This window comes from Amycolatopsis sulphurea (genome assembly GCF_002564045.1).
Taxonomy (GTDB): domain Bacteria; phylum Actinomycetota; class Actinomycetes; order Mycobacteriales; family Pseudonocardiaceae; genus Amycolatopsis; species Amycolatopsis sulphurea.
Genome location: NZ_PDJK01000002.1, coordinates 4,808,596 through 4,830,307, shown reverse-complemented (window position 1 = coordinate 4,830,307; position 21,712 = coordinate 4,808,596). Strand labels below are relative to the sequence as shown.

Here is a 21,712-nt window from a genome sequence, read left to right as displayed (position 1 = left end):
CGTGGCAGCGCCTCGCCCAAGTCGGTAACCAAGTCCATGCCACCGATGACGGTGGTTCCTTCGACCGCGAGCACCGTGGGCGGGTTCAAGGGGTTCGGCGCATCGGGCACAGGCTCTCGATGCCGTCTTCTGCGGCGGGGTCGGTGAGGACCACTGCCCCCGGCGTGTGTCGCTTTCCGGCCGCTGTCAGCCCGTCGATGAACGTGCTCGCGCTGTGCAGTCGTGGACCGGCCCAGCCACCTTGCTCGACGAGACGGGCGTAGGCGAGGTGTCCGGGTCTGCCTCCCATGTTCCGCACGCGAGTGACGCCGGCCGCGAGGAAGAGCGCAGCGTCGTGGACGTCGTTCAGGTGCATGTGGGAGTCCATCAGCCCGGGCATGAGGGAGCGTCCCGTTGCGTCGATCACCTCGGCACCTTGCGTGTCCACGAGCTCCTGTGGGCCAAGAGCAGTGATCCGGCCGTCGGTGATCACGACGGTGTGGTCGACAAGCTTCTTCGGACCCGTCATCGGGATGACGGTGACGCCCACGATCGCGACCGGCCGCTCGCTCCTGGGCGGCAGCTGCGGGAGGGCCGGTGCGACCCGGTCAGACATTCGCGCGTCCCCTGCTCACGAGCGTGTCGGACCGGGTCTGCACAGGACCTCAGACCGGGATGACCGTGGGCACGATCATCGGGCGGCGCCGATAGGTGTCGGCCACCCAGCGCCCGACCACCCGGCGCACCGCCTGCGCGATCCGGTGCGTGTCGGTGATGCCCTCCGATTCGGTGCGCGCCAGCTCCATCTCCACCAGCGGCACGACGCTGTCGAGCGCCTTCGGGTCGTCGGAGAACCCGCGGCCGGAGATGGTCGGGCTGCTCATCGCGCGGCCGGTGCTGGAATCGATCACGATGGTGATCGCGATGAAGCCGCCCTCGCCGAGCACCAGCCGGTCCGACAGCGTCGACTCGCCGACGTCGCCCACCGACAGGCCGTCCACGTACACGTGCCCGACCTCGACCCGGCCGGTGCGCGAAGCCTTGCCGTCGACCAGGTCGACGACCACGCCGTCCTCGGCGATCACCACGTTTTCCGGGGCCACGCCGGTCCGCACCGCCAGCTCTCCGTTGGCGCGCAAGTGCTTCCACTCGCCGTGCACCGGCATCACGTTGCTCGGCCGGACCGCGTTGTACAGGTAGAGCAGCTCCCCCGCGGACGCGTGCCCGGACACGTGCACCTTCGCGTTGCCCTGGTGCACCACGTTCGCGCCGAGCCGGGTCAGCCCGTTCACCACGCCGAAGACCGCGGTCTCGTTGCCCGGGATCATCGAGCTGGCCAGCACGACGGTGTCGCCCGCCCGGATGGAGATCTGCCGGTGCTCGCCACGCGCCATCCGCGACAGCGCGGACAGCGGCTCGCCCTGGGAACCGGTGGAGACGAACAGCACCTTGCTCTCCGGCAGCGTGCTCGCCTGGTCCATGTCCACGAGCAGGCCCTCGGGCACGTCCAGCAGGCCCAGCTCGGCCGCGATGCCCATGTTGCGCACCATCGACCGGCCGACGAACGCGACCCGGCGGCCGTGCCGCTGCGCCGCGGCCAGCACCTGCTGCACGCGGTGCACGTGGCTGGCGAAGCAGGCCACGATCACCCGCTGGCCGACCCGGCGGATCACGTCGTCGAGCACCGGGCCGATGTCCCGCTCCGGCGTCACGAACCCGGGCACCTCGGCGTTGGTCGAGTCCACGCAGAACAGGTCCACACCCTCGTCGCCGAGCCGGGAGAAGCCGGCCAGGTCGGTCAGGCGGCCGTCCAGCGGGAGCTGGTCGAGCTTGATGTCACCGGTGTGCAGCACCACCCCGGCCGGGGTGCGGATGGCCACCGCCAGCGCGTCCGGGATGGAGTGGTTGACCGCGAAGAACTCCAGGTCGAACGCGCCGACCCGGCGTCGTTCGCCCTCGCGCACCTCGATCAGCTTCGGCCGCTGCCGGTGTTCTCGGGTCTTCGCCGCGAGCAGCGCGTTGGTGAACCGCGAACCGTAGATCGGCAGGTCCGGGCGGAGCCGCAGGAGGAACGGGACGGCGCCGATGTGGTCCTCGTGCCCGTGCGTGAGCACCAGGCCCTCGACCTCGTCGATGCGGTCCTCGATCGCGCGGAAGTCCGGCAGGATCAGGTCCACGCCGGGCTGGTCGTCCTCCGGGAAGAGCACCCCGCAGTCGACGATCAGCATCCGCCCGTCGTATTCGAAGACGGTCATGTTGCGCCCGACCTCCCCGATCCCGCCGAGCGCGACGACGCGCAGGGCGCCTTCGGGCAGGGCGGGCGGGAGGTGGCTCGGGCCGGGTCCGGGGGGAAGTTCGCTCACCGGGGCAAGGTCCCAACGCTGGTGTGTGAGGTGGGGGCCACGTAGGCCGCCTGGGAATCCGCTTGTGCCACCCGTGCACCATGCCAGTCCGAGGCCCCGCTGTCCTCCAGCGGCACGCCGCCCTGGGCGAGATCGGCCGCGAGCAGCTGCAGCTGTTCCTCGGTGGCGGGCACGATCGGCAGCCGCGGGTCGCCGATGCCGAACCCGCGCAGCTGCAGCGCGGCCTTGGCGAAGGCGACCCCGCCGACCCGCGAGAAAGCCCGCAGCACCGGCAGCATCCCGCGGTGGTTGGTGCGTGCGGTGGAGGTGTCGCCGCTCTCGTAGGCGTCGATCATGGCGCCGATCCGGCCGGCCACCACGTGTCCGATCACGCTGACCACGCCGGCCCCGCCGACCGCGATCCACGGCAGGTTCAGGCCGTCGTCGCCGGAGTAGTAGGCGAGCTGGCTGTTCGCGATCACCTCGGACCCGGCGATCAGGTCGCCCTTGGCGTCCTTGACCGCGGCGATCCGCGGGTGCTCGGCCAGCCGCAGCAGGGTGTCGACCTCGATCGGCACCACCGAGCGCGGCGGGATGTCGTACAGCATCACCGGCAGCTCGGTGGCGTCCGCGACGGTGGTGAAGTGCGCGTACACGCCGGCCTGGCTGGGCCGCGAGTAGTACGGGGTGACGACGAGCAGCCCGTGCGCTCCGGCAGCGGCGGCGGCGCGCGCCTGCACGATGCTGTGCGCGGTATCGTTGGTACCGGCCCCGGCGACCACCGTGGCCCGATCGCCGACCGCCTCCACGACCGCGCGCAGCAAGGTGTCCTTCTCCGCGTCGGTGGTGGTCGGGGACTCCCCCGTGGTGCCGTTCACGACCAGGCCGTCGTTGCCCAGGTCCACGAGGTGCTCGGCGAGTTCCTGCGCCCGCTTGACGTCCAGCGCGCCGTCGCGGTCGAAGGGCGTGGCCATCGCGGTGAGCACGCGGCCGAACGGGCGTCCGGGCGCGGCGGAAGGTGGGGTGGACATGGCCAAGACGGTACCCCTTCGGCCCTGCGAACCTGGCCTGGACCTGGCCGGTACGGAGAATTTCCGCCCGCCGCGCGCGGGCGGCGGAACATCTCGCGTGCGGCTACTTGACCTTGGTGGTGATCTGCGCCGGGATCTGCCCGTTGCCGGTCCGGGTGAGCACGCAGGAGAACGTCCGCACCGGCCCGCTGGAGCTGCTCTTCTCGGGGATCAGCTCCCACTCCTTCTGCGACGGCACGATCGCCCGGTACTGCAGGTCTGCACGCTGCTGCGCAGGCACCACGGCGGAGTGGAAAGTGAGTCCGCAGCGCGTCTCCGCGAGCTGCCCGAGCTGATCGCGCCCGGGGTACGGCGCCGGCGGCACGTCGTCGCTGCTGTAGCTCTCCACCGGCAGCGCGTTCGCGGCGTCGTACACCTCCAGCGTGTGGTTCTTGTCGCAGCTCACGCTGTTGTCGGTACTGAGTACGACGCCCGGCTGAATTGTCGCGTTGAAGCAGTGATCGCTGCTGGAGATGGCCAGCTTCACGTCACCGTCCGGCCCGAAGGTGACGGTGTCGAGCCGCTGCGCGTCCACAGACGGCGACCAGACCGGGAGACCCAGAAAGAATCCACCGACCAGCCCTGCGACGAGGAGCACCACGGCCGCGGCGACCCACCGCCCACGCCGAGTCTGCCGGGCTGGCGGCTGTGGCATCGCGACGGTGCCTGGCGGCGGCGTACGCCGGTCATGCCCGGCCGCGGTGGCAAGCAGCGCGCGGACCTGCGCAGCGGTGAGCCGCGCTTCGGGCTGTGCCACGAGCAGCCCGGACACGACTGCGGCGAGCGGCCCCTGTGCGCGAGTCGGATAGGGCGTCTCGGTCATGACCGCGTGCAGCGTCGCTGCGGTGGTGGGGCGCTCGAAGGCGATGATGCCTTCCACCGCGAAGTACAGCGTTGCGCCGAGCGACCACAGGTCCGATTCGGGCATCGCTTCGCGGCCTTCGACGCGCTCCGGCGCCATGAACGCCGGGGAGCCGACGAGCGTGCCGGTGGTGGTGAGCCGCGGGTCGTCGATCGCATGCGCGATGCCGAAGTCGGTGAGCTTCACGCGCCCGTCATGGGCGACCATGATGTTGGCCGGTTTCACGTCGCGGTGCACGATCCCGGCGGCGTGCGCGGCTTGCAGCGCGGACAGCACCTGCTCCCCGATCACGGCGACCTGCTGGGCCGGCATCGGGCCGTACTGCCGCACCAGGTCCGCGAGCGTGGGCGCCTCGACCAGCTCCATCACGATCCAGGTGGCGCCGCCGTCGTTGACCACGTCGAACACCGTGACCACCGCCGGATCGTTGAGCCGCCCGCCGGCCCGGACCTCGCGCAGCACGCGTTCGGAGATCGCCGCCCCGTCGCCGCCTGGCTCCGGGGACAGCCGCAGCTCCTTGATCGCGACCGGCCGGCCGATCACCTGGTCCTGGGCCCGCCAGACCACGCCCATCCCGCCCCGGCCGAGTTCGGACAGCAGCAGATACCGGCCGGCGACCACGCGGGCGCCCGCGGCCGGCTCGGAGGGCCGGGTCTGTTCGTCAGTCACGGGCGGGGCTCCTCGGTCGGGTTCGCGCAGATGCTAGTCCGACCACCCGGCCGCGGTCCGGGTTCCACCGGATCCGCACGGGCTCACCCCAGGATGTCGGCAAAGTCGGCGTGAGGGGCCCTGCGCCGACCGCGGAGGTCCGTGAAGGGCCGTGAGGGGCCGTGAAGGGGCCCTTCACGGACCTTCAGTCGGTGAAGGGGCCCTTCACAGACTTCGGGACAGGTCCGGCACACACCACGAGGTGGTCGCGCATCTCGAACACCTCCGCATCGCCCGCTGCCGGGCGTAATCGACGAAGAGGCAAGCGCCGTCGATGGATGACGCGGCAGCCACGGCTCACTCTGCTGATCACGGGTCCTCGACCAACTTTGCCGAGACCCTGCGGGCTCACCCGGTGAAGGTGAGCCAGATCAGCACCACGTTGAGCAGGATGATCACCGCGGCCACCGCGCCGGCGACCACCGTGGTCAGGCGCCGGTTGACCTGCTCCCCCATCAGCGCGCGGTCGGCGGTAAGCCGGATCAGCGGCACCAGCGCGAACGGAATGCCGAACGACAGCACCACCTGCGAGACCACCAGCGCCATGCTCGGATCGGCACCGAGAGCCAGCACCACCACCGCGGGAATCAGCGTGACGAGCCGCCGCAGCACGATCGGAATTCGCTTGCGCAGCAAGCCTTCCATGATCATCGAGCCCGCGTAGGCACCGACCGAAGTGGACGCCAGCCCGGAGGCGAGCAGCCCGATCGCGAACAGCAGCGCCACCCCCGGCCCGAGTGCCGAGGAGACCGCGCTGTGCGCACCTGCGATCGTGTCGACCCCTTCGCGACCCTGCAGATTCGCCGCTGCCACCAGCAGCATGCCGAGGTTCACCGCCCCGGCGAGCAGCATCGCGAAGCCGACGTCGTACCGGGTGGCGCGCAGGAGCCGCCGCTGCCCCTCCGGGGGCACCACGCCGTGCCGGTCGCGCACCAGACCGGAATGCAGATACACCGCGTGCGGCATCACCGTCGCGCCGAGCATCGCCGCGGCAATCAGGATGCTGCCGCTGTCGGCGAACCGCGGGACGAGGCCGTGCACGATCCCGCCGGCCGACGGCGGCGACACGAACAGGCTGGCCAGGAATCCGACCGCGATCACCGCGAGCAGCCCGGTCACCATACGTTCGAACGGGCGCTGGCCGCGGCGGTCCTGCACGAGCAGCAGCACCAGTGAGACCAGCCCGGTGATCAGTCCGCCGGCCAGCAGCGGGAGCCCGAAGAGCAGGTTCAGCGCGATCGCCCCGCCGACCACCTCGGCCAGGTCGGTGGCCACCGCCACCACCTCGGCCTGCGCCCAGTAGGCCAGCCGGGCCGGGCCGGGCAGCCGTTCGCGCAGCGCCTCCGGCAGCGACTGACCGGTGACCAGGCCGAGCTTCGCGGAGAGGTATTGCACCAGCACGGCCATCAAGTTCGCGGCGACGATCACCCAAACCAGCAGGTAGCCGTACTCCGCGCCGGCGCTGACGTTGGCCGCGACGTTGCCCGGGTCCACGTACGCGATGGCAGCCACGAATGCCGGGCCGAGCAGCCCACTGCCCGCGCGCAGCCGGTCAAGCCGGCGCGGTCGGGTCGCTTCTGCCACTGCCATCTCGCCACCTTGCCCGTCGTCGGCTGTCCTAATTCAAAGTTTAGGCGTGCCGAACTTTGCTGGGCAAGGGTGTGCTGCGCCACGTGCCCTGGAGATTCAGGCGGGAAGGCCCACTTCGTGCCCGCTGCCCCGGAAGACCCGCACCGCCCGGTCCAGGTCGGCGGCGGGCACCAGGACGTGCGCGGTGTCGTGCGTGGACAGGGAGAACAACGCGACCCCGGCGGCGGCCAGCTCGGCCGACAGCGCGGAGATCACGCCGGTGAGCGTGAACTTGATCGGCCCGCGCACGCTGAGCAGCCGCCAGCCGCGTTCGATCTCGGCGCCCTCGGGCGCCGCCCCGGCGTGGCAAACGATCGACAGCTCGGCCGGGGTCCGCGTCACCGACGCCAGGAACGGGCCGGGCTCCAGCAGCCCGGCCGGCACCGGGGCGTCCGATGGCAGGCGCACCACCGCGTACTCCCCGGGCCGGACGTCGATCGCCAGGCGCTTCATCAGCCTTCGAGCACCTTCGGGCTGGAGGCCACCTCGGTGCCGTCGGGCAGCGTCGAGATGGTGAAGTCGGCGAACACGTTGGCCGCCGCCTTCTGCAGCTCCCGCAAGCATTCCACGGCCAGCGCGCGGATCTCGACGTCGGCGTGCTCGGTCGCGCGCATGGCGATGAAGTGGCGCCAGGCCCGGTAGTTGCCGGTCACCACGATGCGGGTCTCGGTGGCGTTGGGCAGCACGGCGCGCGCGGCCTGGCGGGCCTGCTTGCGGCGCAGCGTGGCGCTCGGCGCGTCGGCGAACTTGTCCTCCAGACCGGCCAGCAGCTCGGTGTAGGCGTCCACGCTCGCCTGCGCGGCCGCGAGGAACTTCTCGTGCAGTTCCGGGTCGTTCGCGATCACGTCCGGCTCGACGAACGCCGCGTTGCGCTCGGGCACGTACCGCTGGGACAGCTGCGAGTAGGAGAAGTGCCGGTGCCGGATCAGCTCGTGGGTCAGCGACCGGGAGATACCGGTCAGATAGAACGTCACCGATCCGTGCTCCAGCACGGAAAGGTGGCCGACGTCGATGATGTGCTCGACATAGCCGGCGTTGGTCGCGGTCTTCGGGTTCGGCTTCTTCCAGGACTGGTAACAGGCCCGGCCGGCGAACTCGGCGAGCGCCTGGCCCCCGTCCGCATCGGTCGACCACGGGACGTCCTCCGGGGGGAAGAACTCCGTCTTCGCGATCAGCTGCACCCTGGGCGACACGGTCTCGGCCACGACACCACTCCCTCTTTCCTGCTTCGGCGACTCCGCAGGCAGCCTAACCGCCTCCGGACCCGTCGCCGGGCACCGGGCAGGGGTGACACCACCGCGCCTTGACATGACGTCATTGGTGACGCCATAGTGGTGTCATGGACTTGACGCCGTACCTTGCGAATCTTCGCGAAGACCTCGCGAACACGGCCTCCGCCGGGGACGAGCAGACCCGGCGCACGGCCGCCCTGCTGTCGTCGGCACTCGAACCCTCGGCCCGGCTCGTGCTGATGAACGCGCTGGCCGACCTCGCCGCCGAGGTGACCGCCGCGCTGCCCGGCCAGGTGGTGGACGTCCGGCTGGACGGCCGCGACGTGCGGGTGGTGGTGACCGGCGAGGCGGAGCCGCCGCCGTCCGGGCCCACCCCGCCGTCACCACCACCGCCGGCTTCGCCGCTGATCGACGGCGGGGACATCTCGCGGATCACGCTGCGGCTCGTGGAGCAGATGAAGTCCCAGGCCGAGCAGGCCGCGGCCGCGCAGGGGATTTCGCTGAACAGCTTCGTCGCGCAGGCCGTGCAGGGGGCGCTCGGCCAGGCGCAGCACTACCAGCAGCGCCACGAACGCGGACGCCAGGGCAGCCGCACCGAGACCAAGCTGCACGGCTGGGTCCAAGGCTAGAAGGGGGCATCACCATGGGCGAGAATCGGGAAGACCAAGGGAAGAACACCACGGCGGACGGGGCGGAGACCGCGCAGGCCGCGGGATCGGCGGGTACAGCCGGTTCGGCTACGGGGTCCGCATCGGCCACCGGCGATACGACGGGATCCGGCGGGGGCTCGGGATCCACGGGCCAGACCGGCAGCGCCTCAGGGGCCGACGAAAAGATCGGCACCAGGGCAAACACCGGAACGACCGCCGAATCCGCAGGAAGTGCCGACTCTGGGGTGGAATCCGCCGGAAACGCCGACACCGCAGCGGAATCGGCGGCGACCACCGACGCCACCGGCTCGGACGCCGAATCCGCCACCGCAGAACCCGGCACGGCGTCGGGATCCGCGTCGACCGCCGGTGGCTCGGACGAGTCCGTCGCGGGCTCGGGGGAGCAGCCGGGGCCGCTGGTGCGGCTCCAGGACTTCGACGCGGACGGGCCGCTGGAGCTGGACCTGGGCGTCACGATCGGCCGAGTGGAGGTCGTGCTCGACCGGGACACCGGGGCCACCGTGCGGTTGCAGCACGACACCGGGGACCAGCCGTCCTGGGTGAACGGGGTGAGCAGCCTGTTGTCCTGGGTCGGCGAGCAGTTCGGGGATCAGCTCGGCATGGTGGGGCAGGCCTCCGCGGCGGACGCGGTGCGGCAGGCGCGGATCGAGAAGACCGGCAACCGGCTCGTGGTGCGCGCGGCCAAGGCGTGGCAGCTGCGGAACGTGCCGATCGCGGTGACCGTGCACGCACCGGCCGGCTCGCACGTCGAGGTGCGCGCGGGGTCGGCGGACGTCACCGTGACCGGGATCACGGGCCGGGCGGACATCCTCACCGGCTCCGGCGAAGTGGCGCTGGCCCACGCGGACGGCGCGGCGATCGTGCGCACCGGCACCGGTGCGGTGAAGCTGGGCCCGACCCTGGCCGGGCTCCAGCTGCGCACCGGCAGTGGCTCGGTGGAGGCGGCGTCCGTCACCGGTTCCGCCACGGTCGCGACCGGCACCGGCGACGTCTGGCTGGGCACCGTCTCCGGCGAGGTGATGGCCCGCACCGGCAGCGGCGACCTGTCCGTGGCCGACGGGGCGTCCGGCTCGCTGGAACTGATCACCGGCTCCGGCGAGGTCCGGGTGGGCATCCGCGAGGGCGTCCGCGCCGAGGTCGAACTGGCCTCCGCCGCGGGTCGCGTGTCCAGTGAGCTGGAGGTGGCCGACACCCCGCCGGAAGGCGAGGTCACCCTGCACGTGCGCGCCCGCACCGGCACCGGCAACGCCGTGGTCACCCGCGCCGCGGGCTGACCCGGCCCAGACTCCGCCCGCACCACGTCCGGCACCGCCGGCGCCGCGCGGACGGTCTCCAAGGGGGAGGCGGCGGACCGCACCGGAACATCCGGTCGCGGCCCGCCGCTTCGCGTTTCCCGGCATCGGCCCCCTCCCGCCGCCGGACTCGGGCGACCGTCCACATCGGACTTGACAGCTCCTGCCGGGCCGAACAACGAACGCACCACGGCAACCCGCCTCACCTCACCCGCCCAAAGGCTGTGAAGGGTCCCTTCACGGATTCAGCGGCCAGGGTTCCGGCAAAGTTGGTCGGGGACCCGGCAGCGGGCGATGCTGAGGTGTGTGCGACCACCTCGTGGCGTGCACCGGACCGGTTTCGGGTCTGTGAAGGGGCCCTTCACAGACTCAGAGTCCGTGAAGGACCCCTTCACAGACCTCCACACCGACTTTGCCGACACCCTGGACTCAACGGCTGTGAAGGTGCCCTTCACAGCCTTGGTGGCGAAGCGGTCCTGGTGACGGGGAGTTGAGCCGGCTGGACCGGTCACCACCCGCATGCCCGGCGTGGCGCGGCGACGCGGCCCCAGCCCAACCGACAGGCCCGTACCCAGCGCGACCACCGCCACCCGAACCCCATCTCCCCGGGGGACGGCCCCGCGCCTCGCCACACCAGCCAACCCGCACATCAGCTCCTAGCTCCGGCCGTCCCCCCACGCCTACCCCGTCTCCGCGACCACCCACCGCGCCCCGCGACCGACCAGCCGCCTTCTCGAGGAGGCGACCCGCGTGACCTGGCCCGCCCCCTCCCCCACCCCGTCCAGCCGCCCACGACACCTACCAGATCCGTTGCCCCACACCAAAAACCTCCCCCGCGAGATCAGGAAACCGCACGCCGCAACGGTTCCGCCAGATCACCTCGCGTCCCCACCTCGACGGCGTCCAGACCAAGCCACTCCGCCATCGACCGCAACTCACCGGCCAGCTCGGCGGTCACCCGGCGGACGTCGGCGCCCGGTTCGCCGAACGCGCCGGGGACGCGCAGAACCCCTGCGGCGCGGTCGGATTTGAGGTCCACCCGGGCGGCGAGCGAGCCGTCGAGCAGGAACGGGAACACGTAGTACCCGTATTCTCGCTTCGGCTCGGGGACGTAGATCTCGATGCGGTACCGGAAACCGAACAGCCGCTCGGTCCGGCTGCGTTCCCAGATCAGCGGGTCGAACGGGCACAGCAGCGCCCGCCCGGCCACGGCGCGGGGAGTGCGCGCGGCCACGTGCCGGTAGGCGAGAGCGCGCCAGCCTTCGACCCGGACGGGTTCCAGGGTGCCCGCTTCGACGAGTTCGGCCACCGCCCGGCGGGCCACGTCCGGACCGAGGCGGTAGTAGTCGCGCAGGTCCGTTTCGGTGCCGACGCCCAGCGCCCGCGCGGACCGTTCGAGCAAGCCTCGCGCACCCTCCTCGACGCTCATCCGCCGGGCCAGGATCTCCGGCGGCACCACCCGTTCGGTGAGGTCGTACAGCCGTTCGAACGACCGCCGCGTGCCGGTCGACAACTCACCGAGGCCGAACAGGTACTCGCAGACCTTCTTGACCACCGAGCGCTCCCACCAGGCACCCGGCCCCCGCCCGGCCGACTCGCTCTCCAGCGCCTTCTCGATCGCGCCGGCGCCGATCGGACCCTGCTCCTTCACCACCGCCAGGATGTCCTCGATCAGCTCCGGCGCGGCCTCCACGACCTTCGCGTAGTGCCGCCACCAGCCGTCCCGCTTCGCGCCCGAGCGCAGCAGTGGCCAGTCTTCGACCGGCAGCAGGCTCGCCTCGTGCGCCCACGACTCCACGAGCAGCCGCGGACGGCGGGCGCGATGCTCCCAGGCAGCGTCGTCGACGAGGGCCGGCTCGTAGGCACCGAGCCGCGAGAACACCGGCATGTAGTGCGCGCGGACCGCGACGTTGACCGAGTCGAGCTGCAGCAGCTGGACTCGCGACAACACCCTGGTCAGGTGCCGCCGGGTCGGGGCGGAGGCCGGCCGCGGATCGGCGAACCCCTGTGCGGCCAGCGCGGTGCGGCGCGCGGCGGAAAGGCTGAGTGACGGGCTGGTCGTCTGCATGGTGCCGCCATCGTGCCAGCCACTCCCGACAGTTTCGGTACATTGCCCGGCGTGAGTGCCGCCGAAGTCCGTCCCGCGAGCCCGTCCGACGCCGCGGAGATCGCCCGTATCCAGCGCATCGCCTGGCGGGCCGCCTACACCGACCTGCTCGGCGCCGAAGCCCTCGACGGCCTCGACCTGGAAAGCACCTGGGCGGAGACGATCGACTACCCGGGCTCAGCGGTGTACTTGGCCACTGAGGGCTCCTTCACGGTCGGCTACTGCGTCGCAGGCCCGGCCCCGGAGGACGAAGCAGCCACGGCGGACGGCAGCCTGCCCGACGACGCCCGCGCGACCGCCCTGATCGCTTCGCTCGTCGTCGAACCACGCTGGGGCCGCCGTGGCCACGCGGGACGGCTGCTGGCCACCGCCGCGAAGAACCTGCGCGCGGACGGACTGACGCGCGGCATCACCTGGGTCGCACAGTCCGACCACGCGACGCTCGGGTTCTACCGACGGGCCGGCTGGGCGCCTGACGGCACCGTACGCACTCTCGACACCGGCCGTGGCACGCTTCGCGAAGTACGCCTCACCGGCACACTCGAACTCGAACTCACGCGCTGACCGGATCCTCGCGCTTCACGAACACGACCCAGCGCATCACCGAATACATGAACACGCCCTCGCACGCCCCGGCGATGATGCGCGACAGGTGGTACTGCACTCCCAGCGCGGACAACCCTGTGCCCACGCCCAGCAGGAACGCCGCGTAGTTGATGACGACTGCCACCGCGTAGAGCACAGCCTGGCGCCCGACAGGGGCGTGGGAACGGAAGTTCAGCGCGCGGTTGAGCACGAAGCTCAACCCGAACGCCAGCGCGTACGACAGGCTGATGGCCAGCCACAGCGGCAACCCGAGGCCGCTGCGGAACAGGGTGAGCAGTAGCAGGTCGACGCCGAAGGTACAACCGTTGATCACCGCGAAGCCGAGGAAGCTCGGCGCGACGACCCGGGAAAGCCCGAAGGGCAGGATCCGGACGACCGCAGCGCAGAGTCCGGCGAAGCGATCGGCGAAACGCACGTCGGTCACGCGACGATCCTTGCAGGGGAAGGTGTCCTGGACCGGTCCGGGAGATGATCATCCGGGGTCGTAACCCCCGGGCGGATACCAGGGGCCCGGCAAAGTTGGTCGAGGACCCGTGATCAGCAGAGAGCCGTGGCTGCCGCGTCATCATCGACGACACCTGCCATCTCGATCTATTGCGCCCGGCAGGCGAAGCGGAGGAGCCCGAGACGCGCGACCACCTCGTGGTGTGCGCCGGACCTGTCTCGGGTCTGTGAAGGGGCCCTTCACAGACTCAGAGTCCGTGAAGGGCCCCTTCACAGACCTTCACGGACCTCCACGGTCGGCGAAGGGCCCCTCACACCGACCTTGCCGACACCCTGCGGGCGGATACGGGGGCCAACCCCCGTGACCTTTTCGTAACGGCTGCTAGCGTGGTTTCCACGATCACTCGAAGGGGGCGCGATGGACTGGCTGCTCGTGACCTTCGCCGTCGCCTTCGGCTCCGCGATCGTGCCCCTGGTCAACGCCGAACTGTTCGTCATCGGGCTGTGCGCCAGCCAGCAGAACCCGCACTGGCTGTGGCTCGGCGGCGCGGTCGCGATCGGCCAGATCGCGGGGAAACTGCTGTACTACCTGGCCGCGCGCGGCAGCATCCGGCTGCCGAAGGTCCTGCACGACCGCCTGCACGCGAAGCGCACGCTCACCCCGCGGCGGGTCCGCTGGCAACGGCGCACCGAGGTGCTCCGCACGAAGGTGGAAGCTTTGCGCGAACGCTGCCAACGGCATCCGCATTGGATGGCGACCACGTACGGGGTCAGCTCGGTGGTGGGCCTGCCGCCGTTCATGGCCACCAGCGTGCTCGCCGGCATGGTCCGGATGCGGCTGTGCACCTTCCTCGCCGCCGGGCTGGCCGGACGCTGGCTGCGGTTCAGCCTGCTCGCGGCGGCACCAGCGGCGTTCGGCGGCTGGCCGCACTGAGTGCCATGCCACGTCAGGGCGTTACGTAGCATCGATGGCCCTTCTACGGGCGCCAACGGCTAAGACTGTGAAGGGGCCCTTCACAGCCTCTGAGTCCGTGAAGGGCCCCTTCACAGCCTTCAGCGCGGACGGGACCCAACCCCTAATTCGGGGCCGACCCCTGTTTGCGTTCGGCCGCTTCGAGGTCCACGGCCTTGCGCATGATCGCCCGTGCGCGGCGGCGGTCGCCGGCGATGTCGTAGGCGTAGGCCAGGCGGTACCAGCCGCGCCAGTCGTTCTGGTCGGCTTCGACCTCGGCGCGGCGCTGCTCGAACCACGCGTCCGCGGCGTCCCGGTCGACCCGGCCGGACGGACGGCGGGGCAGGCCGGACACGTCGGGCAGGCCGCCCTCGGCGTCCAGCCGCCGGGACAGGCGCTGGATCTGGGTGCCGGCGCGCCAGGTCACCACGATGATCCACACGCCGAGCAACGGCAGCAGGAACACGCCGATCCCGAGCGCGATACCGGCCCCGGTGCCGGTACGCAGCAGCGCCACGGCCCGGTCGGCCAGCAGGACGAGGTAGACCACCAACGCCGCGGTCAGCAGCAGCGCGATATTGCGGGCCTTCACAGGTCGAGCACGTTCTCCAGGCCGACCGTGAGGCCGGGGCGGCTGACCACCGTGCGCACGCCGAGCAGCACGCCGGGCATGAACGACGAACGGTCGATGCTGTCGTGCCGGATGGTCAGGGTCTCCCCCTCACCGCCGAACATGATCTCCTCGTGCGCCACCAATCCGGGCAGCCGGACCGAGTGCACCCGCACGCCGTCGACCTCGGCTCCGCGCGCACCGTCCACTTCGGACGTCGTGGCGTCGGGTCCGGGGGCCAGCCCGGCCTCGGCGCGGGCCGCGCCGATCATCCGCGCGGTGTGCGCCGCGGTGCCGGACGGGGCGTCGGCCTTGCGGTTGTGGTGCAGCTCGACGACCTCGGCCGAGGCGTAGAACCGCGCGGCCTGCGTGGCGAAGCGCATCGCCAGCACCGCGCCGAGCGCGAAGTTCGGCGCGATCAGCACGCCCAGCTCCGGCTTCGCGGCGAGCAGGCCCCGCAGCTCGGCCAGCCGCTCCTCGGTGAACCCGGTGGTGCCGACGACGGCGTGCACGCCATGGCCGATCAGGTGCCGGAGGTTGCCCATCACCGCGTCCGGGTGGGTGAAGTCGACGACGACCTGAGCGTCACCCAGCCCGGCGAGGTCCTCACCGGCGTCCAGCGCGGCCACCAGCCGCAGGTCTTCGGCGCCCTCCACGGCTTGCACCACGGTGGCGCCCATACGCCCGCGCGCGCCCAGCACGCCAACGCGGATCGGGGACTCGGTCATGACGCGATCACCTCGTGCAGATCGTCGGGCAGGTCATCGGCGTGAGCGTACGGCCCCACCACCGCGGCGGCGGGCGCCCCACCGGGACGGCGCAGCAGAGTGCGAGCCAGCGCACACACCTCGTCGGTGGTCACCGCGTCGATTCGCGCGACGGTGTCGCCCACGCCGAGGTAGCTCGCGTAGTTCAGTTCGTTCTTGCCGATCCGGGACATCCGGGCCGCGGTGTCCTCCAGCCCGAGCACGATCCCGCCGCGCAGCTGTCCCTTGGCACGGGCCACTTCGGCGTCGGTCAGGCCGTCGGTGGCCACCCCGTCGAGCACCTCGCGGATCACACCCGCGACCTGGCCCAGCCGCTCCGGCTGGCAGCCCGCGTACACCGACAGGTGCCCGATGTCGGCGTAGCTCGCGACCGAGGAGTACACCTGGTAGGCCAGCCCTCGCCGTTCCCGGATTTCCTGGAACAGCCGGGAACTCATGCCCCCGCCCAGCGCCGCGTTCAGCACGGACAGGGTGAACCGGCGTTCGTCGTGCCGGGGCAGCGCGGGAAAGCCCAGCATCACGTGCGCCTGCTCGGTGTCGTCCGGGTGCAGCGCCAGCTTCGGCGCGGTACGAAGCCGGGCGCGGCCGGACCGCGGCGCCAAGGGGCTGCCGGATCCGCCGAGGCGGTCGCGCAGCGCCCGCCGGACCAGGCGCAGCACCTGGCCGTGCGCCACATTCCCGGCCACCGCGAGCACCATCCGCGGCAGCGTGTAGCGACGGCGGTAGAAGCCGCGCAGCGCCGCCGGGGCCATCTCGGTGATGGACTTCTCGGTGCCCAGCACCGGACGGCCGAGCGGATGGTCCCCGAGGATCGCGCTCACGAACGTCTCGTGCAGCAGATCCTCGGGGTCGTCGTCGCGCATCGCGATCTCTTCGAGCACCACGCTGCGTTCGGTGGCCATGTCCTGGTCGGTGCACAGCGCTTCGAACACCACGTCGGTGACCAGGTCGACGGCCAGCGGCAGGTCCGCGTCGAGCACCTGCGCGTAGTAACAGGTGTGTTCCTTGGCGGTGAACGCGTTGAACTCCCCGCCGACCGCGTCGATCTCCTCCGCGATCTGCGTGGCGTCGCGGGTGCGGGTTCCCTTGAACAGCAAGTGTTCCAGGTAGTGCGCGGCACCGGCGACGGCGAGCGGCTCGTCGCGCGAGCCGACGCCGACCCACAGCCCGACGGTCGCCGACCGCGAGGCCGGGACGTGCTCGGTGATCACCCGCAGCCCGCCCGGGAGCACGCTCCGCCTGACCAGCGCACCGTCCGATGTGGACTCCAGCGTGCGGGTGCTGCCGACGGGCTGTTCGTGCCCGGAAACCTGCCGTGCCATGGGAACCTTTTCGGTACGTGCGCCGAAGGCCCCCTCCCGGCGGAGAGGGGGCCTTCGGGCGGTTTTGCCGGATTGCCGGGCGAGAACCCCGGGCCTTACTTCGCCTCGGCCTTGTCGCCGGACTGCTCGGCGGTGTCCCCGCCGGCCTGCTCGGCGTCCTCGTCCTTGACCACGATCAGGCTGATCTTGCCGCGGTTGTCGATGTCGCCGATCTCGACGCGGAGCTTGTCGCCCACGTTGACCACGTCCTCGACCTTGCCGATCCGCTTGCCGCCACCCAGCTTGGAGATGTGCACCAGGCCGTCCTTGCCCGGCAGCAGCGAGACGAACGCGCCGAACGCCGCGGTCTTCACCACGGTGCCGAGGAAGCGCTCGCCGACCTTCGGCAGCTGCGGGTTGGCGATCGCGTTGATCTTGTCGATCGCGGCCTCCGCGGACGGGCCGTCCGCGGCACCGACGTAGATCGTGCCGTCGTCCTCGATCGAGATGTCCGCGCCGGTCTCCTCGGTGATCGAGTTGATCATCTTGCCCTTCGGGCCGATCACCTCGCCGATCTTGTCCACCGGGATCTTCACGCTGGTCACGCGCGGGGCGAACGGGCTCATCTCGTCCGGCGCGTCGATCGCCTCGGCGATCACCTCGAGGATGGTGTAGCGGGCGTCCTTGGCCTGCTTCAGCGCACCCGCGAGCACCTCGGAGGGGATTCCGTCGAGCTTCGTGTCCAGCTGCAGCGCGGTGATGATGTCCTTGGTGCCCGCGACCTTGAAGTCCATGTCGCCCAGCGCATCCTCGGCGCCCAGGATGTCGGTGAGCGCGACGTAGCGGGTCTCACCATCCACCTCGTCCGACACCAGGCCCATCGCGATGCCCGCGACCGGCGCCTTGAGCGGCACGCCGGCGTTGTACAGCGACATAGTGGACGCGCAGACCGAGCCCATCGAGGTGGAGCCGTTGGAGCCCAGCGCCTCGGAGACCTGACGGATCGCGTATGGGAACTCGTCCCGCTTCGGCAGCACCGGCAGCAGCGCGCGCTCGGCGAGCATGCCGTGGCCGATCTCGCGCCGCTTCGGCGAGCCGACCCGGCCGGTCTCACCGGTGGAGAACGGCGGGAAGTTGTAGTGGTGCATGTAGCGCTTGTGCGTCTCCGGCGACAGCGAGTCGATCTGCTGCTCGAGGCGAAGCATGTTCAGCGTGGTGACCCCCAGGATCTGGGTCTCGCCGCGCTCGAACAGCGCCGAGCCGTGCGCCCGCGGGATCACCGCGACCTCGGCGGAGAGCTGCCGGATGTCGGTCAGCCCGCGGCCGTCCATCCGGATCTTCTCGGTGAGCACGCGCTTGCGCATGATCTTCTTGGTCAGTGCCTTGAACGCGCCGCCGATTTCCTTGTCGCGGCCCTCGAAGGCCTCGCCCTCGCCCAGGCCGACCTTCTCGATCACGGCGGCCTTGACCGCGTCGGTCGCGGCGTCGCGGTCCTGCTTGCCCGGGATCTGCAGTGCCTTGGCCAGGTCGTCGGTGGCGATCGCCGCGACGGCCTCGTAGACGTCCTGCTCGTAGGCCGGGTAGGTCGGGAACTCGCCGGTCGGCTTCGCGGCGTCGGCGGCGAGGCGCTGCTGCGCCTCGCACAGGGCCTTGATGAACGGCTTCGCGGCCTCCAGGCCCTCGGCGACCGAGGCCTCGTCCGGCGCCTTGGAGCCGGCGGCGATCAGGTCGAGGGTGTGCTCGGTGCCCTCGGCCTCGACCATCATGATCGCGACATCATCCCCGACGATCCGGCCCGCGACCACCATGTTGAAGGTGGCCTTCTCCAGCTGCGGCCAGGTCGGGAACGCGACCCACTGGTCCTCGATCAGCGCGACGCGCACGCCGCCGACCGGACCGGAGAACGGCAGGCCGGCGATCTGCGTGGACGCGGAGGCGGCGTTGATCGCCAGCACGTCGTACGGGTCGTCCGGGTTGAGGCTCTGCACGGTGATGACGACCTGGATCTCGTTGCGCAGGCCGTCGGCGAAGGACGGGCGCAGCGGCCGGTCGATCAGCCGGGCGGTGAGGATCGCGTCGGTGGAGGGGCGGCCCTCGCGGCGGAAGAACGCGCCGGGGATGCGGCCGGCGGCGTACATCCGCTCTTCGACGTCCACGGTCAGCGGGAAGAAGTCGAAGTGCTCCTTCGGGTGCTTCGACGCCGTGGTCGCCGACAGCAGCATCGTCTCTTCGTCCAGGTAAGCGACCACGGAACCGGCCGCCTGGCGGGCCAGCCGCCCGGTCTCGAACCGTACGGTGCGGGTGCCGAACCGGCCGTTGTCGAGCACGGCTTCGGTTTCGAACACGGTGACTCCGGTGGAGTCGGTCATAGGGTCAATCTCCTCTTTGGTTCCTTCGTAGCAGCGCGAGTCTCCCACCCTGGGACCCGGTTCGCCCGAGGACGCTCGAGGATGTCGGCCGGTCTTCGATCGAAGCCCCCGGGTCCGTACCCGGGAACCACTACCGAGGACCGGCGAAGGTGGTCCTCCAGCGCGCCCGCGCTGTAATGAGTGGTGCTTGCACGGAGGGGGAGCGACCGCTCCGGTCACTCCCCCTCGCCCGTGCTAGCGGCGCAGTCCGAGCCGCTTGATCAGCTCGCGATACCGCGCCACGTCCACCTTCTCGGTGTAGTTGAGCAGCCGGCGGCGACGGCCGACCAGCAGCAGCAGCCCACGCCGGGAGTGGTGGTCGTGCTTGTGCGTCTTGAGGTGTTCGGTGAGGCCGGTGATCCGCTTGGTCAGCAGGGCCACCTGGGCCTCGGGGGATCCGGTGTCCGAGTCGTGCAGGCCGTACTCGGCGAGGATCGTCTTCTTCTCTTCGGTGGACAGCGCCACTGGTGGTGCTCCTTGTGCATCTAGGTGCCGTGGGGCCCGCACCGCGCCACGCGGCCGGGTAGCCGGTCTCGGCCGCCACGGACTGCAGCCGGACCCGTTCACCGAGGTTACCAGCCGGGTGAGAACGGTCTTCACGCACGGTGCAGGCTGCACCGTCGCTTCACACACGGTGCAGGCCGAACCGCCCCACCGTGCGATACGGCGTCCCTCCGCTGCCCAGCAGGAGTACCTCGGCCGCGGTCCAGTCCCGGCTGGCGAACCCGGCCAGCCGCTCCGCCCACCGCGCGGCCGGACCTGGGTGCTCCCGGGCATGCCGGGCCAGGGTGAGGTGGGCGTGGTACGGCCGGTTCCCCGCTCCGGCGGCGCGCGCGAGCCCGGCGAGCCCTTCGCCTTCGGCGGCCAGCCACAGCACGCCGGGGAAGGTCCCGGAACCGCGTAGCCGGACGTCGATCGCCGGGCGCCCATGCAGTGCTCCGGCCAGGAATTCGGCGCGTTCGGCGGGGTCGGCGGGGTCGGCTTCGGCGTAGAAGGCGAGGGTGATGTGCCAGCCCGCCTGCTCGGTCCAGCGCAGCGCACCGGGCACGCCGTCCTCCGGTTCGGGGACGCCGAGCGCCTCGCGCACCGCGGCCGCCACATCGGGAGGCGGGCGAAGCGCGGAGAACAGCCGCATGGCCGGGGCTACTGGCCGGCGCGGCGGAGCAGGTCGGCGATCGCCGGGAAGTCCTCGTCCAGGCGTTTCGCCGCCTCGACGAGGTCCTCGTCCTCGGCGACGTCGCGCAGGGTGGTCAGCACGGCCTGCTCGTCGGAGCCCAGCGGGATGTTGTCGCGGCCGACCGTGGGCCGGGAGTCGCGGACGTCCTCCAGCGCGGCCTGCATCGCGTCGCGGTCGCCCGCGGCGACCGCGGGGACCAGGATCTTGCGTTCGAGCATGATCATCCGGGCGAGCACCACCGGATTGCCGATCTTCGCCCGGCGGCCGCTCATCACCTGGCTCAGCATCGGCGCGCTGATCCCGAGTACCTCGGCCAGGAAGGCCTGGGACACGTCGAAGGCCACCACCAGCCGGCGTACCCGATCACCCAGCGGCTCGCCGTACCACTCTCGTTGCAGCGTGATGTTCCGCTGGACGATCTTCTGATCCTCCACCAGTTCCATGCCCCCTCGCCCCGTATCCGGCCCTCGTCGGCGGCCCGTGCCGCCCGGGTCATCTTGCCATCCGGGCCGCTCCGGCGGGCCGGAACGTCCGTTTCCGCCCCCGGCCGGGGCACGCGCTCAGCCGAGCGCGTCCCGGGTGCGTGCGACGTCGTCGTCGATCTGTACCACCAGGTCCGCGGACGTGGTGAAACGCTCCTGGTCCCGAAGGCGGGTGACGAAGTCCAGCGCCACGTGCTGCCCGTAGAAGTCCTCGTCCACATCCAGCACGAAGGCCTCGACAGTGCGCTCACGGCCGGAGAAGGTCGGGTTCGTGCCCACCGACACCGCCGCGCGCAGCCGCCGCTCCGGTTCGGAAAGCCGGGTGAACCACGCGGTGTAGACGCCGTCCGCGGGGACCGCGGCGAACCGCGGGGTGGACAGGTTCGCCGTCGGGTAGCCCAGCTCGTGGCCGCGCCGGTCGCCGCGGACCACGATGCCCTCCAGCCGGTGCGGGCGGCCGAGCGCCTCCGCCGCCGCGACCACGTCGCCCGCGTCGATGCACGAGCGTACATAGGTGGAGGAGAAGGTGATGTCGATACCGCTTCGCGGTTCCGCGCCCGGCTCGGCCAGCGACCGGCCCTGCAGCTCCGCGCCGTACGCGACGAACCCGAAGCGGCGGCCCAGCTCGCGCAGCAGTGCGACGTTGCCCGCCGCCTTGGCACCGAAGGTGAAGTTGTCGCCGACCAGCACCGCGGCCGCGTGCAGCTGGTCCACCAGCGCTTCGTGCACGAACTCGTGCGGGCTCAGGCGGGAGAACTCCAGGGTGAAGGGCAGGACGCAGAACACGTCCACGCCGAGCCCTTCGACCAGTTCCGCCTTGCGCCGCAACGAAGTCAGCTGCGCGGGATGACTGCCGGGGCGCAGCACCTCGGACGGGTGCGGGTCGAAGGTGACCACCACGCTGGGCACCCCGCGTTCGGCGGCCGCGGCCACCGTACGGGAGATCAGTTCCTGGTGTCCGCGGTGTACGCCGTCGAACACGCCGATGGTGACCACACACCGTCCCCAGCCGCCCGGGAGGTCCCCGAGTCCACGCCACCGCTGCACTGCCGTCAACTCTCCCTGCACCGGTC

At 71.2% G+C, this 21,712-nt stretch carries 21 protein-coding genes; 4 read left to right on the top strand and 17 right to left on the bottom strand.

All coding sequences use genetic code 11. The features are described from left to right. Positions 1-85: 85 nt before the first annotated feature. The 7 genes from ATK36_RS28205 to thyX all read right to left on the bottom strand — a co-directional run bounded on the left by ATK36_RS28205 (position 86) and on the right by thyX (position 7,795). Positions 86-595 (bottom strand): amidohydrolase family protein, encoded by a 510-nt coding sequence (locus ATK36_RS28205; RefSeq protein ID WP_098514225.1) that lies wholly within the window; start codon positions 593-595, stop codon positions 86-88. 49 nt (positions 596-644) lie between these two features. Continuing rightward, positions 645-2,342: a ribonuclease J gene (locus ATK36_RS28200; RefSeq protein ID WP_170069937.1), complete on the bottom strand. Its 1,698-nt coding sequence runs from the start codon at positions 2,340-2,342 to the stop codon at positions 645-647. Next, positions 2,339-3,352 carry a 4-hydroxy-tetrahydrodipicolinate synthase gene (gene dapA / locus ATK36_RS28195; RefSeq protein WP_098514224.1) on the bottom strand — a complete coding sequence of 338 codons (1,014 nt, stop codon included), beginning with the start codon at positions 3,350-3,352 and terminating at the stop codon, positions 2,339-2,341. The genes ATK36_RS28200 and dapA overlap by 4 nt, the downstream gene beginning before the upstream one ends. A 103-nt stretch (positions 3,353-3,455) precedes the next feature. Further along, positions 3,456-4,922, bottom strand: coding sequence for a serine/threonine-protein kinase (locus ATK36_RS28190; RefSeq protein WP_098514223.1), 1,467 nt, complete (start codon positions 4,920-4,922; stop codon positions 3,456-3,458). Positions 4,923-5,309: 387 nt separating this feature from the next. Next, a complete protein-coding gene (locus ATK36_RS28185) occupies positions 5,310-6,551 on the bottom strand; it encodes an Nramp family divalent metal transporter (RefSeq protein WP_170069936.1) in 1,242 nt (413 codons plus the stop codon). A 96-nt stretch (positions 6,552-6,647) separates the two neighbouring features. Beyond that, positions 6,648-7,043 carry an ACT domain-containing protein gene (locus ATK36_RS28180; RefSeq protein WP_098514222.1) on the bottom strand — a complete coding sequence of 132 codons (396 nt, stop codon included), beginning with the start codon at positions 7,041-7,043 and terminating at the stop codon, positions 6,648-6,650. Continuing rightward, positions 7,043-7,795, bottom strand: coding sequence for an FAD-dependent thymidylate synthase (gene thyX / locus ATK36_RS28175; protein WP_098514221.1), 753 nt, complete (start codon positions 7,793-7,795; stop codon positions 7,043-7,045). Before thyX ends, ATK36_RS28180 begins: the two co-directional genes overlap by 1 nt. A 134-nt stretch (positions 7,796-7,929) precedes the next feature. On the opposite strand from thyX, the gene ATK36_RS28170 reads away from it, so the two are divergent. Together ATK36_RS28170 and ATK36_RS28165 are read left to right on the top strand one after the other, a co-directional pair. Further along, positions 7,930-8,451 (top strand): toxin-antitoxin system HicB family antitoxin, encoded by a 522-nt coding sequence (locus ATK36_RS28170; RefSeq protein WP_098514220.1) that lies wholly within the window; start codon positions 7,930-7,932, stop codon positions 8,449-8,451. 437 nt (positions 8,452-8,888) lie between these two features. Then, on the top strand, positions 8,889-9,767 hold the full coding sequence (locus tag ATK36_RS28165; protein WP_098515241.1) for a DUF4097 family beta strand repeat-containing protein: 879 nt from the start codon (positions 8,889-8,891) through the stop codon (positions 9,765-9,767). Positions 9,768-10,626: 859 nt separating this feature from the next. Here the strand turns inward: ATK36_RS28165 and ATK36_RS28160 are convergent. Continuing rightward, positions 10,627-11,853: a winged helix-turn-helix domain-containing protein gene (locus ATK36_RS28160; RefSeq protein ID WP_098514219.1), complete on the bottom strand. Its 1,227-nt coding sequence runs from the start codon at positions 11,851-11,853 to the stop codon at positions 10,627-10,629. Between the two features lie 51 nt (positions 11,854-11,904). Between ATK36_RS28160 and ATK36_RS28155 the strand changes: the two genes are divergently transcribed. Further along, positions 11,905-12,456: a GNAT family N-acetyltransferase gene (locus tag ATK36_RS28155; RefSeq protein WP_098514218.1), complete on the top strand. Its 552-nt coding sequence runs from the start codon at positions 11,905-11,907 to the stop codon at positions 12,454-12,456. Here the strand turns inward: ATK36_RS28155 and ATK36_RS28150 are convergent. Next, the gene (locus tag ATK36_RS28150; protein WP_211291973.1) at positions 12,446-12,922 is read right to left on the bottom strand and encodes a GtrA family protein; all 477 of its coding nucleotides are present in this window, start codon (positions 12,920-12,922) and stop codon (positions 12,446-12,448) included. The genes ATK36_RS28155 and ATK36_RS28150 overlap by 11 nt on opposite strands. A gap of 438 nt (positions 12,923-13,360) precedes the next feature. Here ATK36_RS28150 and ATK36_RS28145 point away from each other — a divergent pair, with 438 nt between their 5' ends. After that, positions 13,361-13,876, top strand: coding sequence for a YqaA family protein (locus ATK36_RS28145; RefSeq protein WP_098514217.1), 516 nt, complete (start codon positions 13,361-13,363; stop codon positions 13,874-13,876). Positions 13,877-14,018: 142 nt separating this feature from the next. Here ATK36_RS28145 and ATK36_RS28140 read toward each other — a convergent pair whose 3' ends face one another. From ATK36_RS28140 to ATK36_RS28105, 8 genes are all read right to left on the bottom strand, one after another. Continuing rightward, positions 14,019-14,486: a hypothetical protein gene (locus ATK36_RS28140; RefSeq protein WP_170069935.1), complete on the bottom strand. Its 468-nt coding sequence runs from the start codon at positions 14,484-14,486 to the stop codon at positions 14,019-14,021. Further along, a complete protein-coding gene (gene dapB, locus ATK36_RS28135; RefSeq protein ID WP_098514216.1) occupies positions 14,483-15,232 on the bottom strand; it encodes a 4-hydroxy-tetrahydrodipicolinate reductase in 750 nt (249 codons plus the stop codon). The genes ATK36_RS28140 and dapB overlap by 4 nt, the downstream gene beginning before the upstream one ends. Next, a complete protein-coding gene (locus ATK36_RS28130; protein ID WP_098514215.1) occupies positions 15,229-16,593 on the bottom strand; it encodes a M16 family metallopeptidase in 1,365 nt (454 codons plus the stop codon). The genes dapB and ATK36_RS28130 overlap by 4 nt, the downstream gene beginning before the upstream one ends. Before the next feature lie 95 nt (positions 16,594-16,688). Further along, positions 16,689-18,941, bottom strand: coding sequence for a polyribonucleotide nucleotidyltransferase (locus ATK36_RS28125; RefSeq protein WP_098514214.1), 2,253 nt, complete (start codon positions 18,939-18,941; stop codon positions 16,689-16,691). Between the two features lie 234 nt (positions 18,942-19,175). Continuing rightward, complete coding sequence (gene rpsO, locus ATK36_RS28120; protein ID WP_098514213.1) at positions 19,176-19,445, bottom strand: 30S ribosomal protein S15; 270 nt, start codon at positions 19,443-19,445, stop codon at positions 19,176-19,178. Positions 19,446-19,605: 160 nt separating this feature from the next. Further along, complete coding sequence (locus ATK36_RS28115) at positions 19,606-20,115, bottom strand: 2'-5' RNA ligase family protein (protein WP_098514212.1); 510 nt, start codon at positions 20,113-20,115, stop codon at positions 19,606-19,608. A gap of 8 nt (positions 20,116-20,123) precedes the next feature. Next, on the bottom strand, positions 20,124-20,591 hold the full coding sequence (locus ATK36_RS28110; protein ID WP_098515238.1) for a helix-turn-helix domain-containing protein: 468 nt from the start codon (positions 20,589-20,591) through the stop codon (positions 20,124-20,126). A gap of 126 nt (positions 20,592-20,717) precedes the next feature. After that, positions 20,718-21,686 carry a bifunctional riboflavin kinase/FAD synthetase gene (locus ATK36_RS28105; protein ID WP_098514211.1) on the bottom strand — a complete coding sequence of 323 codons (969 nt, stop codon included), beginning with the start codon at positions 21,684-21,686 and terminating at the stop codon, positions 20,718-20,720. Positions 21,687-21,712 lie beyond the last annotated feature (26 nt).

Coding starts and splice junctions, on each gene's coding strand:
- dapA (WP_098514224.1), bottom strand. CDS start 3,352: ATGTCCACCCCACCTTCCGCCGCGCCCGGACGCCCGTTCGGCCGCGTG.
- dapB (WP_098514216.1), bottom strand. CDS start 15,232: ATGACCGAGTCCCCGATCCGCGTTGGCGTGCTGGGCGCGCGCGGGCGT.
- ATK36_RS28145 (WP_098514217.1), top strand. CDS start 13,361: ATGGACTGGCTGCTCGTGACCTTCGCCGTCGCCTTCGGCTCCGCGATC.
- ATK36_RS28170 (WP_098514220.1), top strand. CDS start 7,930: ATGGACTTGACGCCGTACCTTGCGAATCTTCGCGAAGACCTCGCGAAC.
- ATK36_RS28205 (WP_098514225.1), bottom strand. CDS start 595: ATGTCTGACCGGGTCGCACCGGCCCTCCCGCAGCTGCCGCCCAGGAGC.
- ATK36_RS28185 (WP_170069936.1), bottom strand. CDS start 6,551: ATGGCAGTGGCAGAAGCGACCCGACCGCGCCGGCTTGACCGGCTGCGC.
- ATK36_RS28160 (WP_098514219.1), bottom strand. CDS start 11,853: ATGCAGACGACCAGCCCGTCACTCAGCCTTTCCGCCGCGCGCCGCACC.
- ATK36_RS28125 (WP_098514214.1), bottom strand. CDS start 18,941: ATGACCGACTCCACCGGAGTCACCGTGTTCGAAACCGAAGCCGTGCTC.
- ATK36_RS28130 (WP_098514215.1), bottom strand. CDS start 16,593: ATGGCACGGCAGGTTTCCGGGCACGAACAGCCCGTCGGCAGCACCCGC.
- ATK36_RS28115 (WP_098514212.1), bottom strand. CDS start 20,115: ATGCGGCTGTTCTCCGCGCTTCGCCCGCCTCCCGATGTGGCGGCCGCG.
- ATK36_RS28180 (WP_098514222.1), bottom strand. CDS start 7,043: ATGAAGCGCCTGGCGATCGACGTCCGGCCCGGGGAGTACGCGGTGGTG.